At 69.2% G+C, this 14,536-nt stretch carries 17 protein-coding genes; 9 read left to right on the forward strand and 8 right to left on the reverse strand.

The window, feature by feature from the left end; translation table 11 throughout:
• Positions 1-205: 205 nt before the first annotated feature.
• Positions 206-1,612 carry a class II 3-deoxy-7-phosphoheptulonate synthase gene (locus tag E3D03_RS15965; RefSeq protein ID WP_263567765.1) on the forward strand — a complete coding sequence of 469 codons (1,407 nt, stop codon included), beginning with the start codon at positions 206-208 and terminating at the stop codon, positions 1,610-1,612.
• A gap of 64 nt (positions 1,613-1,676) precedes the next feature.
• On the opposite strand, the gene E3D03_RS15970 is transcribed toward E3D03_RS15965, so the two are convergent.
• Positions 1,677-2,447, reverse strand: coding sequence for a PAS domain-containing protein (locus tag E3D03_RS15970; RefSeq protein WP_263567766.1), 771 nt, complete (start codon positions 2,445-2,447; stop codon positions 1,677-1,679).
• 213 nt (positions 2,448-2,660) lie between these two features.
• On the opposite strand from E3D03_RS15970, the gene gmk reads away from it, so the two are divergent.
• The 4 genes from gmk (at position 2,661) to E3D03_RS15990 (ending at position 5,349) form a co-directional block, all read left to right on the forward strand.
• The gene (gene gmk / locus E3D03_RS15975) at positions 2,661-3,293 is read left to right on the forward strand and encodes a guanylate kinase (protein ID WP_263567793.1); all 633 of its coding nucleotides are present in this window, start codon (positions 2,661-2,663) and stop codon (positions 3,291-3,293) included.
• Complete coding sequence (locus E3D03_RS15980; protein WP_263567767.1) at positions 3,290-3,817, forward strand: gamma carbonic anhydrase family protein; 528 nt, start codon at positions 3,290-3,292, stop codon at positions 3,815-3,817. Before gmk ends, E3D03_RS15980 begins: the two co-directional genes overlap by 4 nt.
• A complete protein-coding gene (locus tag E3D03_RS15985) occupies positions 3,814-4,869 on the forward strand; it encodes an ATP-binding protein (RefSeq protein WP_263567768.1) in 1,056 nt (351 codons plus the stop codon). Before E3D03_RS15980 ends, E3D03_RS15985 begins: the two co-directional genes overlap by 4 nt.
• 96 nt (positions 4,870-4,965) lie before the next feature.
• Positions 4,966-5,349: a translation initiation factor 2 gene (locus E3D03_RS15990; protein WP_263567769.1), complete on the forward strand. Its 384-nt coding sequence runs from the start codon at positions 4,966-4,968 to the stop codon at positions 5,347-5,349.
• A 144-nt stretch (positions 5,350-5,493) separates the two neighbouring features.
• Here the strand turns inward: E3D03_RS15990 and purF are convergent, their stop codons facing one another.
• From purF to E3D03_RS16020, 6 genes are all read right to left on the reverse strand, one after another.
• Complete coding sequence (gene purF, locus E3D03_RS15995) at positions 5,494-6,993, reverse strand: amidophosphoribosyltransferase (protein WP_263567794.1); 1,500 nt, start codon at positions 6,991-6,993, stop codon at positions 5,494-5,496.
• 133 nt (positions 6,994-7,126) lie between these two features.
• A complete protein-coding gene (locus E3D03_RS16000; protein ID WP_018001092.1) occupies positions 7,127-7,744 on the reverse strand; it encodes a CvpA family protein in 618 nt (205 codons plus the stop codon).
• Between the two features lie 54 nt (positions 7,745-7,798).
• Complete coding sequence (radA, locus tag E3D03_RS16005; protein WP_263567770.1) at positions 7,799-9,163, reverse strand: DNA repair protein RadA; 1,365 nt, start codon at positions 9,161-9,163, stop codon at positions 7,799-7,801.
• A 129-nt stretch (positions 9,164-9,292) separates the two neighbouring features.
• Positions 9,293-10,483, reverse strand: a complete 1,191-nt coding sequence (locus E3D03_RS16010; protein ID WP_263567771.1) for a UbiH/UbiF family hydroxylase — start codon at positions 10,481-10,483, stop codon at positions 9,293-9,295.
• Positions 10,484-10,499: 16 nt separating this feature from the next.
• A complete protein-coding gene (locus E3D03_RS16015; RefSeq protein WP_263567772.1) occupies positions 10,500-10,691 on the reverse strand; it encodes a hypothetical protein in 192 nt (63 codons plus the stop codon).
• 38 nt (positions 10,692-10,729) lie between these two features.
• Positions 10,730-11,410 carry a pyrimidine 5'-nucleotidase gene (locus tag E3D03_RS16020; RefSeq protein WP_263567773.1) on the reverse strand — a complete coding sequence of 227 codons (681 nt, stop codon included), beginning with the start codon at positions 11,408-11,410 and terminating at the stop codon, positions 10,730-10,732.
• Between the two features lie 64 nt (positions 11,411-11,474).
• Between E3D03_RS16020 and E3D03_RS16025 the strand changes: the two genes are divergently transcribed.
• From E3D03_RS16025 to E3D03_RS16035, 3 genes are read left to right on the forward strand one after another with little or no spacing between them, the layout of a single operon-like run.
• The gene (locus E3D03_RS16025; RefSeq protein ID WP_263567774.1) at positions 11,475-12,110 is read left to right on the forward strand and encodes a GntR family transcriptional regulator; all 636 of its coding nucleotides are present in this window, start codon (positions 11,475-11,477) and stop codon (positions 12,108-12,110) included.
• A complete protein-coding gene (locus tag E3D03_RS16030) occupies positions 12,110-12,733 on the forward strand; it encodes a DNA-3-methyladenine glycosylase family protein (RefSeq protein WP_263567775.1) in 624 nt (207 codons plus the stop codon). The genes E3D03_RS16025 and E3D03_RS16030 overlap by 1 nt, the downstream gene beginning before the upstream one ends.
• Before the next feature lie 9 nt (positions 12,734-12,742).
• On the forward strand, positions 12,743-13,402 hold the full coding sequence (locus tag E3D03_RS16035; protein WP_263567776.1) for an alpha/beta hydrolase: 660 nt from the start codon (positions 12,743-12,745) through the stop codon (positions 13,400-13,402).
• A gap of 193 nt (positions 13,403-13,595) precedes the next feature.
• On the opposite strand, the gene E3D03_RS16040 is transcribed toward E3D03_RS16035, so the two are convergent.
• Positions 13,596-14,015 (reverse strand): VOC family protein, encoded by a 420-nt coding sequence (locus tag E3D03_RS16040; RefSeq protein ID WP_263567777.1) that lies wholly within the window; start codon positions 14,013-14,015, stop codon positions 13,596-13,598.
• Positions 14,016-14,077: 62 nt separating this feature from the next.
• Here E3D03_RS16040 and E3D03_RS16045 point away from each other — a divergent pair, with 62 nt between their 5' ends.
• On the forward strand, positions 14,078-14,398 hold the full coding sequence (locus E3D03_RS16045) for a DMT family transporter (RefSeq protein ID WP_062562396.1): 321 nt from the start codon (positions 14,078-14,080) through the stop codon (positions 14,396-14,398).
• Positions 14,399-14,536 lie beyond the last annotated feature (138 nt).

Genomic DNA, 14,536 nt, shown 5'->3' on the forward strand with positions numbered 1-14,536 from the left:
AGAAGCAGGAAGACATAGCGGGCGGGGCGGGGGACGGCGGCCGGACCCGGCCCCGGATCCGGGGGGATTGCTGGATCGTGCTCTGGCATGTCGGTCGCGGCGCTGCTTCGGGTGCAGATCATCAGGCGGATGCGGCGCGCGCAAGGCTTTTCCTTCGCCGCGCCAGGCTCTATATGGCGCAAAGGGCTACATGAAGGACAGGATCATGGCACAGACGAATTCCAGTTCCGCGACCCCGGCACAGGCATGGGACAAGCGTGGCTGGCGCGCCTATCCGCGCGTCCAGATGCCCGACTATCCCGACCAGCCGGCGCTGAACGCGGTCGAGGCCCAGCTGGCGGAATACCCGCCGCTGGTCTTTGCCGGCGAGGCGCGCCGGCTGAAGCAGTCGCTGGCGGCGGTGGCGCAGGGCCGCGCCTTCCTGTTGCAGGGCGGCGACTGCGCCGAAAGCTTCGGCGAGTTCTCCGCCGACAATATCCGCGACACCTTCAAGGTGATGCTGCAGATGGCCGTGGTGCTGACCTGGGGCGCGCAGCTGCCGGTGGTCAAGGTCGGCCGCATGGCGGGCCAGTTCGCCAAGCCGCGCAGCGCACCCACCGAGGTGATCGGCGGGCAGGAGCTGCCCAGCTATCGCGGCGACATCATCAACGGCTTCGACTTCACCCCCGCGGCGCGCATTCCCGACCCGCAACGGATGCTGGCGGCCTATACCCAGGCGGCGGCCTCGCTGAACCTGCTGCGCGCCTTCTCGACCGGCGGCTATGCCGACATGCACCGGGTGCAAAGCTGGATCAGCGACTTCACCGGCGGCGAGGAAGCCGCGCGCTATCGCGACATCGCCGACCGCATCAGCGATGCCATGGCCTTCATGGCCGCCGCCGGCGTGACCTCGGCAACCGCGCATGACCTGGGGCAGGTGGATTTCTACACCAGCCACGAGGCCCTGCTGCTGGAATACGAAGAGGCGCTGGCCCGGATCGATTCGACGACCGGCCTGCCGGTGGCGGGCTCGGGCCATATGCTGTGGATCGGCGACCGCACCCGGCAGCCCGACGGCGCGCATGTCGAGTTCTGCCGCGGCGTGCAGAACCCGATCGGGCTGAAATGCGGGCCCTCGACCACGGCCGAGGACCTGAAGGTGCTGATGGAGCGGCTGAACCCGGAAAACGAACCCGGCCGGCTGACGCTGATCGCCCGCTTCGGCGCCGGCAAGGTCGGCGACCACCTGCCGCGGCTGATCCAGACCGTCCAGGCCGAGGGCGCCAATGTCGTCTGGTCCTGCGATCCGATGCACGGCAATGTCATCAAGTCCTCGACCGGCTACAAGACCCGGGCCTTCGATTCGATCCTGCGCGAGGTGCGCGAATTCTTCGCCATCCACCGCGCCGAGGGCACCATCCCCGGCGGCGTGCATTTCGAGATGACCGGCCAGGACGTGACCGAATGCACCGGCGGCGTGCGGGCGGTGACGGACGAGAACCTGTCCGACCGCTACCACACCGCCTGCGACCCGCGCCTGAATGCCAGCCAGTCGCTGGAACTGGCCTTCCTGGTGGCCGAGGAACTGCGCAGCCGGCGCCTGAACGGCGGCCAGCAGGCCAAGGCCAGCTGAGCGCGGCGTCAGCGACCGAACCGGGCGGCGGGATCATCCCGGCCGCCCTTTTTCATGGCTTGCGTCAGTAGCGGGTGCCGCGCGGCGACGGCTGCACACCGTCGATCAGGCGGAAGCGGGCGCGGCGCTCCTCGGGCGTGATGGGCTCGGGCGCGGGTGTCGGCTCGGCGCGGGAGCTGGGTTTCCACGGCGCCGGCGGCTCCTCGAACCCGGCGCGCGAGGGCGACGGTTCCAGCACCTTGGCGCCGGGGATGACCGGAAATTCCTCGTCCGAGACCAGGTCGAAGCGGCGCGGGCTTTCGCCGACCTCGCCCTCGCAGATCATGCAGCCGAGCGCGCGCGTGACATCCCCCAGGTCCGAACGCAGCGGCAGCAGCAGCATGCGCCCCGACATCGCCGGCCTGCCATAGGTCGCCGGCGAATCCAGCAACAGTTCGGCGATCTGCGGGCCGCGGAACACGCTTTCCAGCACGTCCGACAGCCGCCCGCGCGAACTGGTGTTCAGGAAGGCGCAGATCGGCATGCCGCGCACCTCCATGCCCATCAGGTCGATCAGGTGCCGCCCGGCCAGGCGAAAGCGCGCCGCCCCCGGCGCGATGCGCTCCAGGATGAAGGCATAGTCCAGCGCCCGGCGGATGCCGCGCGGTTCCACGTCGCCGCGCGCGGGGACGGCGCGGCCCTGGCGCAGCCCTTCCCAATAGCCGCGCAATTCGCCAAGGATCCGCTCGGCCTGCACCGGCTCGTAATCGGCAAGGCGCAACAGCTTGCCCTTGCCGCGCGCGCGCCGCGACACCTCGTCCTCGGTCCCCGGAATGTCGTCCCCCTGGTCCTGCATCATCAGCCCCGACCCACCTGTTCACTCGTAAAACACTCACACAGTCTGAATCTAAACCTTTCGTTCACCATTTCCGAGAGAATTTTCCGGCGATGGTTAAAATCAGCGACGCTTTTGCCGGGCCGTGGGGCCGGGTCTTGACCCCGCTGCCGGCCGGGGCCATTCAGGCGGCGCGGGCAGGATACGGGAATGGTCGGGGGCTGACGGATGGATCTGGGGCGCAACGGTTTGCTGGTGATCCTGTCCTCGCCCTCGGGGGCGGGGAAATCGACGCTGGCGCGCCGGCTGATGGACTGGGACCCGGACCTGCGCTTTTCCGTCTCGGCCACCACCCGCCAGCCGCGCCCGGGCGAGGTCGAGGGCAGCCACTACTATTTCCGCAGCCCCGAAGAGTTCCAGGACATGGTCAAGGCCGGCGAGATGCTGGAACATGCCGAGGTCTTCGGCAATTTCTACGGCACGCCGCGCGCCCCGGTCGAAGCGGCCATGCTGGCCGGGCGCGACACGCTCTTCGACGTGGACTGGCAGGGCGGCCAGCAGATCCGGGCCTCGAGCCTCGGCAAGCATGTCGTCTCGATCTTCGTGCTGCCGCCGAGCCTGGTCGAACTGGAGCGGCGGCTGGTGTCACGCGGCCAGGACGCGGCCGAGGTGATCGCGGCCCGGATGCAGAAAAGCCGCGCCGAAATCAGCCATTGGGCGGAATACGACTATGTCATCGTCAACGACGACCTTGACCGCAGCACCGATAGCCTGATCACCATCCTGAAGGCGGAACGGCAGCGCCGGGACCGGCAGGTGGGGCTTGGCCCCTTCGTTCGCGCCCTGATGGAGGAGGAGAGCCGATGATCTGGGAACTGGACGGGATCACCCCGCAACTCGACGCCGAGGCCTGGGTGGCGCCCGGCGCGCAGCTGATGGGCCGCGTGGTGCTGGAGGCGGGGGCCAGCGTCTGGTTCGGCGCCGTGCTGCGCGGCGACAACGAGGAGATCCGCGTCGGGCGCGGCTCGAACGTGCAGGATCTGACCGTCTGCCACACCGACATGGGCTATCCGCTGACCATCGGTGCCAATTGCACCATCGGCCACCGCGCCATCCTGCACGGCTGCACCATCGAGGACGGCGTGTTGATCGGCATGGGCGCCACGATCATGAACGGCGCCCGCATCGGCGCGGGCTCGCTGATCGGCGCCGGTGCGCTGGTGGCCGAGGGCAAGGAGATCCCGCCCGGCTCGCTGGTCATGGGGGCGCCGGGCAAGATCCTGCGCCAGCTCGACGACATCGCCCGGGCGCAACTGCTGAAATCGGCCGAGGGCTATCGCCGCAACGCCGCCCGCTTCCGCAAGGGACTGACCCGGGCCTTCGAGGGATGATCGAGGCGCGCCTGCATGCGCTGCTTCGGGGCGTGCCGGTGGCGATTCTGGTCGTCGACCGCCAGGCCCGGATCATGGGCGCCAACGAGCCGGCCGAGGCCCTGCTGGGTCCGGTTCCCGGCGGGCGGCCCTTCGTCACCGTGCTGCGCCAGCCCGAGGTCAACGCGGCGCTGGACGGGGTGCTGGCCGGGCAGCAGGACCGGGCGCAGCTGAGCTTGGCGCTTGGCGCCGCCGAACGGCGGGTGTTCTGCGCGGTGACGGTGACGCGGCTCGACGCGCCGGGGCTGGCCGGCGCCACGGTCGCGATCGAGGACCGCTCGCGCGACGAGGAAACCGAGCAGATGCGCCGCGATTTCGTCGCCAATGTCAGCCATGAATTGCGCACGCCGCTGACCGCGCTGATGGGCTTCATCGAGACGCTGCGCGGCCCGGCCCGCAACGACGAGGCCGCGCGCACCCGTTTCCTTGACATCATGGAGCGCGAGGCCGGGCGGATGAACCGGCTGGTCGCCGACCTGCTGTCGCTGAGCCGGGTCGAGCAGGACGAGCGCCGGCGCCCGGCGCAGAGCCTGGACCTCGCTGCCCTGCTGCGCGGGGTGGTGGCGACGCTGACCCCCGCGGCGGGTGCGGCCGGGGTGCGGCTGGAACTGACCGGCGCCGCCGGGAAGGCGATGATTCCGGGCGATGCCGACCAACTGGTGCAGGTGTTTCACAACCTGGTCGAGAACGCGCTGAAATACGGCGCCGGCGGCGGCGTGGTCACGGTCGCGCTGGAGCATCTGGGACACGAGCCCGTGCTGCGCGGCCCGGCCTGGTCGGTCTCGGTCGCCGACCGCGGCGAGGGGATCGAGCAGCAGCACCTGCCGCGCCTGACCGAGCGCTTCTATCGCGTCGACACCCATCGCTCGCGCGAGCAGGGCGGCACCGGGCTGGGCCTTGCCATCGTCAAGCACATCATCAACCGCCATCGCGGCCGGCTGCGCATCGAAAGCACCCGCGGCCAGGGCAGCCGCTTCACCGTGATCCTGCCGGAAAAGATCGGCCGGATCTGAGGTTTGCGCGTATCTGCCGAAATCATGGGCAGGTTTACCGGATGTAAGGGATTTCGGTGTTCATTGAAAGTTCTCGACATGATGTGAGGACTGAACATGATCCGATTCCTGGCCGTAGCCTTGGCCATCTTTTCGCTCGCCGGTTGCGCGACCATCACCCGCGGCACCAAGGACGTGCTGGTGGTGAACTCCAACCCGCAAGGCGCGCAGGTGAAGCTGAGCAATGGCGAGACCTGCGCCGGCACGCCCTGCACCTTCAAGCTGCCCCGAAAATCCGAACTGAACGTGGTGGTCAGCAAGGACCGCTGCCAGCCGCAGCAGATCCGCGTGACGAACCGCGTCGCCGGGGGCGGCGGTGCGGCCATGGCGGGGAACGTGGTCTTCGGCGGCATCATCGGCGCCGGCGTCGATGCCGGCAGCGGCGCGATGCTGGAACTGGTGCCCAATCCGGTCGAGGTCGCGCTGGACTGTCGGAAGTGACTCGGCCGGGGCCGGTTGCGCGGGCCCCCGTGCCTGATCCCGGCCCATGATCCGTCAGCCGTAGGGGGCGGGTCAAAAAAGCCGGGGGCATCGAGCCCCCGGCTTTTTTCGCGGCCCGGCGCCGCCCTGATGGTTGCGCGGGGTCTATTCGGCCGCGTGGCCAGTCACGACGGTCGCGCCTTCCGAATTCGGCTTCATGCGGAAGCCGCGCTCGAGCTGGTCGAAGGGTGCGACCGGATAGTCGCCCGAGAAGCAGGCGTCGCAATATTGCGGGCAGGACTTGTCGCGGCCCTTGGCCTCGCCCGCGGCGCGGTAGAGCCCGTCCAGCGAGACGAAAGCCAGGCTGTCGACACCGATCCAGTCGCGCATCTCGGCCTCGGACATCTGCGCGGCCAGGAGCTTGTCGCGGTCGGGGGTGTCGACGCCATAGAAGCAGGGCCAGGCGGTCGGCGGGCTGGCGATGCGGAAATGCACCTCGGCCGCGCCGGCGTCCAGGATCATGTCCTTGATCTTGCGCGAGGTCGTGCCGCGCACCACGGAATCGTCGACCAGCACCACGCGCTTGCCCTTGACCAGCGCCCGGTTGACGTTGAGCTTCAGCCGCACGCCCATGTTGCGGATCTGCTCGGTCGGCTCGATGAAGGTCCGGCCCATGTACTGGTTGCGGATGATGCCCATGCCGAAGGGGATGCCGCTTTCATGGGCATAGCCGATGGCGGCCGGGGTGCCCGAGTCGGGCACCGGGCAGACCAGGTCGGCCTCGACCGGGGCCTCGCGCGCCAGTTCCACGCCGATCTGGCGCCGGGTCTCATAGACCGAGCGGCCGCCGATGATCGAATCGGGACGCGAGAAATACACGTGTTCGAAGATGCAGAACCGGCCCTTGGACGGGCCGAAGGGGCGCGAGCTTTCGACCTCGCCCTTGGAGATTACCACCATTTCGCCCGGCTCGATCTCGCGGATGAACTCGGCGCCGATGATGTCGAGCGCGCAGGTCTCGGAGGACAGCACGAAGCCGTCGTCGCCGACCTTGCCCAGCACCAGCGGCCGCACGCCCAGGGGGTCGCGCACGCCGATCAGCTTGGTGCGGGTCATGGCGATGACGCTGAAGGCACCCTCGACCCGGCGCAGCGCGTCCTTCATCCGCTCGGGAATGTTGCGCTGGATCGAGCGCGCCATCAGGTGGATGATGCATTCCGAATCCGAGCTGGACTGGAAGATCGAGCCGCGCTCGATCAGCTCGCGCCGCAGCGCCATGGCATTGGTGATATTGCCGTTATGCGCCACCGCGCAGCCGCCCATGGCGAATTCGCCGAAAAACGGCTGCACGTCGCGAATCGCCGTCGCCGCCTTGGTGCCGGCGGTGGAATAGCGCACATGGCCGATGGCCAGCGCGCCGGGCAGCGTCTCCATCAGGCTCTGCTTGGTGAAATTGTCGCGCACATAGCCGAAGCGATGGGCGCTGTTGAAGCCCTGCTCGGCATCGTGGCTGATGATGCCGCCGGCCTCCTGGCCCCGGTGCTGCAGCGCGTGCAGGCCGAGGGCGACGAAATTGGCGGCATCCACGACTCCGATCACGCCGAACACGCCGCATTCTTCGTGCAGGCGGTCGGAATCGAAGGGATGGGCAAGGAATGGCTGCATCATCACCGACTCTTGGGGCTATTCCGGGGGCTGGGCATGGGTGGTCGAGGCCAATTTAGGGTGTCGGGCCGCCGAAGTCACGCCCCGCCGGCAGGACGGGGCGCTTTTTATGTCACGAAAGCGGCATATTTCCTCAGTTCGCCGGCGCAGCACCGGCCGGAGCCGGCGTCGGCGTCGCGGCATCGACCGGCTCGGCGGTCGGGCCGCAGCTGCGCACCAGCTGCTCATAGCGGCTGACGACCCAGCCCGGCGCGTCCTGCGGGATCTGCTGGTCCATCTGGCCGCGCATGCGCTCGAACACCTGGGCCGAGCGCGAATTTTCCACCATGGCGACCGGCTGCGTGGCCATGACGCGGTCATAGACGATGAAGGCGATGGCGACCAAGAGGATGCCGCGCGCCACGCCGAACAGGAAGCCCATGCCCTGGTCGACCCCGCCGAGCGCCGAGCGCTGCACCACCGAGGAGAACAGCGGGGTGATGATCGAGAACAGCACCAGCGCCAGGGCGAAGACCGCGGCAAAGCCGGCGATGGTGGCAAGCTCGCAACTGTCGGCCAGGAATTTGTTCAGCCCGGGGATCTGCGCCACCATGGGCCGGACCGTCGGCGCGAAGATGAAGGCCAGCACCGCCGCGCCGATCCAGCCGAGGATCGCCAGCGATTCGCGCACGAAGCCGCGCGCATAGGCCAGGATCGCCGACAGGATGATGACCGCCGCGACAATGCCGTCGATGAGGGTGAAACCGTCCATTTACACGCCCTTTCGCGGGATTGCCCGCGTTTGGGGGCGAAAGATGCGGCACCGTCAGCCGGCGCCGAATGTCTCGCCCACGAAACTTGTCAGATCCGGGGTGCGGTCGATCCGCATCCCGGCAACGCCCTCGACCTTGGTGGCCGACGGCAGGATCGCCCGTGAAAAACCAAGTTTCTGCGCCTCTTTCAACCTGTTTTCCGCCTGGGAGACCGGCCGCAGCGCGCCCGACAGGCTGATCTCGCCGAAAAGCACGCAATCGGCGGGCAGGGCGACATCCTCGCGCGCGCTCAGCAGCGCGGCGGCGATGGCCAGGTCCGCGGCGGGCTCGTTGACCCGCATCCCCCCGGCAACGTTCAGGAAAACGTCGAGCCCGGCGAAGGGGATGGCGCAGCGCGCCTCGAGCACGGCGAGGATGGTCGAGACCCGGCCGCCATCGAGCCCGACCACGGTTCGGCGGGGACTCGCCAATGTCGAGGGCGCGACCAGGGCCTGGATCTCGGTCAGCACCGGCCGCGTGCCCTCGATGCCGGCGAAGACCGCCGAGCCGGGGTTGGGCTCGCCGCGTTCCGACAGAAACAGCGCCGACGGGTTCGCGACCTCGGACAGCCCGCCGCCGGTCATCTCGAAGACGCCGATTTCGTCGGCGGGGCCGAAGCGGTTCTTGTGGGCGCGCAGGATGCGGAACTGGTGGCCGCGCTCGCCCTCGAAATACAGCACGGTGTCGACCATGTGCTCGACCACGCGCGGGCCGGCGATCTGGCCCTCCTTGGTGACATGGCCGACCAGGATCACGGCGGTGCCGCGCCGCTTGGCGAAGGTGACGAGCTCATGCGCGCTGGCGCGGACCTGGCCGACCGAGCCGGGCGCCGCCTCGATCTGGTCCGACCACAGCGTCTGGATCGAATCGATCACCGCGACATCGGGCCGCTCGGCGTCGAGCGTGGTCAGGATGTCGCGCAAGGCGGTTTCGGCGCCCAGCCGCACCGGCGCGTCGCCCAGGCCCAGGCGCTGCGCCCGCATGCGGACCTGGGCGCTCGCCTCCTCGCCCGAGATATAGATCGCGCTCTGCCCCGAACGGGCAAAGGCGCTGGCGGCCTGCAGCAGCAGGGTGGACTTGCCGATGCCGGGATCGCCCCCGACCAGCACGGCCGAGCCCGGCACCAGCCCGCCGCCCAGCACGCGGTCAAGCTCGGCCATGCCCGAGACGGCCCGGGCGGGCGGCGCCTCCTGCGTGTCGAGGCCCGAAAGCGGGATGCTCTTGCCCTTCAGCGTGCCGAGGCCGCGCCCCGGCCCCTGGCTGAGCGGAGCCTCCTCGACGATGGTGTTCCAGGCGCCGCAGGCGTCGCATTTGCCGGACCATTTCCGGTGGCTGGCACCGCAGGCGGTGCAGGTGAAGGCGGTGATCGGTTTGGCCATGCGGGATATGTGGCAGATCGCGGCGACGGATGCCATGGGGCGCCGGAAAGGCTTTCTCTGTTTCTAAAATACCCCTGCGACCGTCGGCTCGGTTGAAAAGATGGGTATTTGAAAAACAGAGAAAGCCGATCAGTTCACGCCCAGACCGGCCCGCATCATGATGCGGCGCACCGGGGCGACGGCGTAAAGCCCGCCCAGGGCCGCGGCGCGCAGGTCGCGCAGGGGGCGGGCCGAGATCATGCTGGCGCGGTTCAGCGCGTCGATGCCGATCAGCCGGGCCAGCGCCTCGGGGCGGCGGCGGCGCTCATAGGCGTCGAGCGAGGCGGCGCTGCCCGGATCACCCGCGGATAGATCGACCAGGGCGGCGAGATCGGCGAGGCTCATGTTCAACCCTTGGGCGCCGATGGGCGGCACGACATGCGCGGCCTCGGCGATCAGCGCCGTGCGCGGGCCGGTGAAACGGTCGGCGATCTGGCTGATGATCGGCCATTCCGTCAGCCGCGTCGCCTGGATCAGGTGGCCCAGCACCCCGGCCGAACGCTGGTTCAGTTCGGCCTCGAACGCCGCGCGGGGCAGGGCGCGCAGCCGGGCGGTTTCGGTGCCGCGCTCCATCCAGACCACGGCCGAGCTGGGCCTGCCGTCGCGGTCGGGCAGCGGCACCAGCGTGAAGGGGCCGCCCGAGCGGTGGATCTCGGTCGAGACATTCTCATGCGGGCGCTCGTGGGTGACGGCGAAGGCCAGCGCCTTCTGGCCATAGCGGAGCGTGCGCGTGCCGATGCCGAGCGCCTGGCGAACCGCCGAGTTGCGGCCGTCGGCGCCGATGACCAGCCGGGCGCGCAGCTGGCTGCCGTCGCTCAGCGTGGCCAGGGCCTCGGTATCGCGGGCCAGCAGGCCCGCCGTGCCGGTGCCGGACAGGACGCGGACATTCTGCAACCCGGCCAGCCGGGCCGAGATTTCCCGTTTCAAGAGCCAGTTCGGCAGGTTCCAGCCAAAGGGCTGGTCCGAGATCTCGGCCGCGTCGAAGTCGCGCGTCAGCCGGGCCTGCGCGCGCTTGCCGCCGGCGTCGATGATGCGCATGACCTGCAGGGGCGTGGCATGCGGGGCCAGCCGCTCCCACAGCCCCGCCGCGGACAGGACGGCGATCGAGGGATGCAGGAAGGCGGTGGTGCGCAGGTCGGCGCCCTCGGCCGATTCCTCGGTCACCGGCGGGGCGGGATCGACGCAGGTGACCGCATGGCCGGCGCTGCCGAAGGCCGCCGCGGCGATCAGGCCGGCGATGCCGCCGCCGGAGACCAGGATCTCGGTATCCTCGATGCGCATGGCCCTGCTTTCGGTATCAGAATCCGGCCGCGTAGGCCGCGAGCATGCCATAGACCAGAACGGTCGCGGCCAAGCCGATCATCGCCAGTGCCGGCAGGCCCCAGAGCGCGAATCCGACCACGCAGGCGAGCACCAGCACGAGGGCGAAGCTGAACAGAAATCGGGCGGTCCGCCGTTCGGCGAGTTCGTCGGCTGGGCTGTCGGTCATGGCGCGCTTCCTGGGTCGTCGTGTCGGGTGAGCCGCGATCATACCGCGACGCGGTCGCGGGACAAGTCCCGCAGGAAGCCGGTCAGATCCAGCGTGCGGTGGCGGACATGCGGCTCGTCCGGGCGATCCGCCGCCAGCGCATCCGGGCCGTGCCGACCGCAACCGACCAGAATCGTTTGCATTCCCAGCCGGTGCGGCACCAGGAGGTTGCGGGCGTCGTCCTCGAACATGGCGGCCTCGGCCGGGTCGAAACCCTCGGCCGCCAGGACTGCGGCATAAGCGCGCGCATCGGGCTTGGGGTGGAAATCCACGGTATCGACGCCATGGATCGCGTCGAAGACCGTCAGCTCGCGGTGGTCCAGCACGCGGGCGGCATAGGCGGTGTCGCCGTTCGTATGCACGATCTTGCGGCCGGGCAGGGCGCGGATCAGCGCCGCCAGCTCGGGATCGGGGCTGAGCGCGCTGAAGTCGATGTCGTGGACGTCGCGCAGATAGGCCATGGGCTCGACGCCATGCTCGGCCATCAGCCCGGCCAGCGTGGTGCCGTGCTGGCGCCAGTAATGCTCGCGCAGCCGGCTGGCTTCGGCCTCGGCCACGCCCAGCGTGCGCATGACATAGGCGGTCATGCGCCGCTCGATCTGGGCGAACAGCCGCACTTCGGGCGCGTAAAGCGTATGGTCCAGATCGAAGATCCAGGTGGTGACATGCCGAAAATCCATGGCCCATGCCTAAACCCACGGCATGGCGCTTGCAATCGCCGCGCCAAGGGGGAATCGTGCGCGGATGAAAGACGCCTATTCCCTGATCCTTTCGGCCATCGACAACGGCAGCTATCGCCCCGGCGACCGGCTGGTCGAATCCGAACTGGCCGAGCGTTTCGGCGTCTCCCGCACCCCGGTGCGCGAGGCGCTGCAGCGGCTTGAGACCCAGTCGATGCTGAAGCGCGACGGCCGCAGCCTGATCGTCGCCACGCTGGACCACAACCAGTTGGCCGAGCTTTACACCGTGCGCGCCGAGCTCGAGGCGCTGGCCGCGCGACTGGCAGCCCGCCACGCCACGCCGGAAGAGATCCGCGTACTGGCCGGCATGGTCGAGGACGACCGCAAGATCCTGGGCGATCCGCAGCAGCTGGCGCGCACCAACCGCCGCTTTCACCACCAGCTGCACCTGGCCTCGCACAACCGCTACCTGGTGCAGCAACTGGACCTGGTGCATCGCAGCATGGCGCTGATGGCGCGCACCACGCTGGCCGCCAAGGGCCGCGACGCGATCTCGCTGGAGGAGCACCAGGCCATTGTCGATGCCATCGGGCGGCGCGACGAAAGTGCTGCGGAACAGGCGCTTAGGCACCATATCTCCATGGCTTTCGAGACCCGGCTCAAGGAGGAGGCGCATCTGAGCGGCGAGGACCAGATCTGATGCGCGAGATCCGCGGCCCCGCCGACCTGGACGAGGGCGCGGCGCATCTGATGCGGGTCTGCCCGGTCTGGGCGCGGGAATTGCCGGCGCTGCTGCCGCTGCCGCTGCGGCGCTGGCCCGAGGGTTTCGGGGCGCTGCGCGATGCGGTGCTGGGCCAGCAGATCTCGACCGCCGCCGCTGCGGCCATCGCGGGCCGGATGGCGGCCGCGGGTCTCGACAGCGAGGCGGCGATCGCGAGCGCCGATGACGAGGCGCTGCGTGCCGCCGGCCTGTCGCGGCCCAAGATCCGCTATTTGCGCGGCATCGCCACGGCCGGGGTGGATTGGCCCGGCCTGCGCGCCCTGCCGGACGACGAGGCCGTGGCCCGCCTGACCGCCCTGCCGGGCATCGGCCGCTGGACCGCCGAGATCTACCTGAAATTCGCCTTGGGCCGGCCGGACGTCCTCGCCGGCGGCGACCTTGCCCTGGCCGAGGCGGCGCGGCTGCTCTACGCCCTGCCGGAACGCCCCGGCCCGGCGGCGCTGCTCGCCTTGGCCGAGCCCTGGCGGCCATGGCGCGCGGTTGCGGCCCGGGCGCTCTGGGCCTATTACCGGGTCGCGAAGGGGCGCGAGGGCGTCCGCTAAGGGGGAAACATGCCGCGCGAGTTGAAATCCGAACGCAAGGGGCCGCAAAAGGCCGATTCCGTGGTGGTGTTCCTGCACGGCTATGGCGCCGATGGCGCCGACCTGCTGGGCCTTGCCGATCCCTTGGCGCCGCATCTGCCCGGGACCGCCTTCTATGCCCCGAACGCGCCCGAGCCCTGCGTCAACAATCCGATGGGCTATCAATGGTTTCCGATCCCCTGGATGGATGGCTCCAGCGAGGATCAGGCCCGCGCCTCGGCCGCGCAATCCTTCGATGACATCAACACCTTTCTCGACAAGGTGCTGGCGGATGAGGGCGTGAGCTCCGACCGGCTGGCGCTGGTCGGCTTTTCGCAGGGCACGATGATGGCGCTGGCCGTGGCGCCGCAGCGCGAGCCGGAGCTTGCCGGCGTCGTCGGCTTCTCGGGCCGGCTGATGGAGCCCGAGAAGGCGGGCGAGGCCAGGACCAGGCCGCCGATCCTGCTGTTGCACGGCGACCAGGATCCGGTGGTGCCCTTCGAGAGCATGGGGATCGCCGGTGAGGCGCTGCAAGCGGCCGGTTTCACCGTCTATGGCCATGTCATGAAGGGCACGCCGCACGGCATCTCGCCCGATGGGCTGTCGGTGGCGCTGGCCTTCCTGAAAGAGCGGCTTGCCGCCAAGTCGTGAAGGTTTGAGCGATTTCGCACTTGCGAAACCGGGCGCAGACCCTACCTTCGAATCGAGGAAGACGAGGAGAATCCGATGACCCTGTTCTGGATGACCGCTATTGCCCTGATCCCGGCTGGCCTGGCGGCCTCGCATCTCCTGGCACCGCAACCGCAGCGCGTGGCCGTGCGCGCCCGGCGCTGAGAGCGTCGCCCTAGTCCCAGATCGCCGGATCGGCGATCTCGATGGAATTCCCGGCCGGGTCGCGGAAATACAGCGACCGGCCGCCTTGGGGCCAGATGAAGTCGGCCTCGATCCCGATCCCCGCCGCTTCCAGATGCGCGCGCCAGGCGTCCAGGTCGCCGGGGCGTGCCGCCATGCAGAAATGCCCCGCGCCGTCGCTGCCATGCGGCGGTACCGGCAGGCGGGCGCCGGCTTTCGGCGGCTGCCGGGTCGCCTCGGCCCGGAACACCAGCAGCACCTGCGCGCCGCAGCGAAAGAACACGTGCCGGCCCGGCACGCGGGCGATTTCCGGCAGACCGATCACCCCGGTCCAGAAGCGGGCGGCCGCGTCCAGATCCTCGGCGTAAAGCGCGGATTCCAGGGTGCCGAGTAGGGAAGGCGGTTGCGTCATGCCCGCCATCTTGCCAGTAATTTCCCATGGCGGCCAGAGCGGCGCGGAAAAGAGGGGACGGCATGGCGTGGATCTATCTGATCGTTGCGGGGCTGCTGGAGGTGGTCTGGGCCTATGCCATGAAGCAGTCCGAAGGCTTCAGCCGGCCGATCTATACCGCCGTGACCCTGGGCACCATGCTGGTCAGCTTCTGGTTCCTGTCGCTGTCGATGAAGGTGCTGCCGCTGGGCACGGCCTATGTGATCTGGACCGGCATCGGCGCGGTCGGCTCGTTCGTGGCCGGCATCGTCCTGCTGGGCGAATCCAGCGACCCTCTGCGCCTGGTCGCGGCGGTGCTGATCCTGTCGGGACTGGTGCTGTTGAAGATCGCCTCGCCGCACTAGCCCCTGTCATATCCGCGTCACGGCCCGCGTTTAATTGATGCCCGGGCATATATTCGGGGACTTGTCAGCCCATCGCCGCGATATATAGTCGGGGCACCAGAAGACGACGAGTTCCGGGCAGGGCGAAACGAGGTGCCG

The sequence above is a fragment of the Paracoccus sp. DMF genome (assembly GCF_004407025.1).
GTDB classification, from domain to species: domain Bacteria; phylum Pseudomonadota; class Alphaproteobacteria; order Rhodobacterales; family Rhodobacteraceae; genus Paracoccus; species Paracoccus aminovorans_B.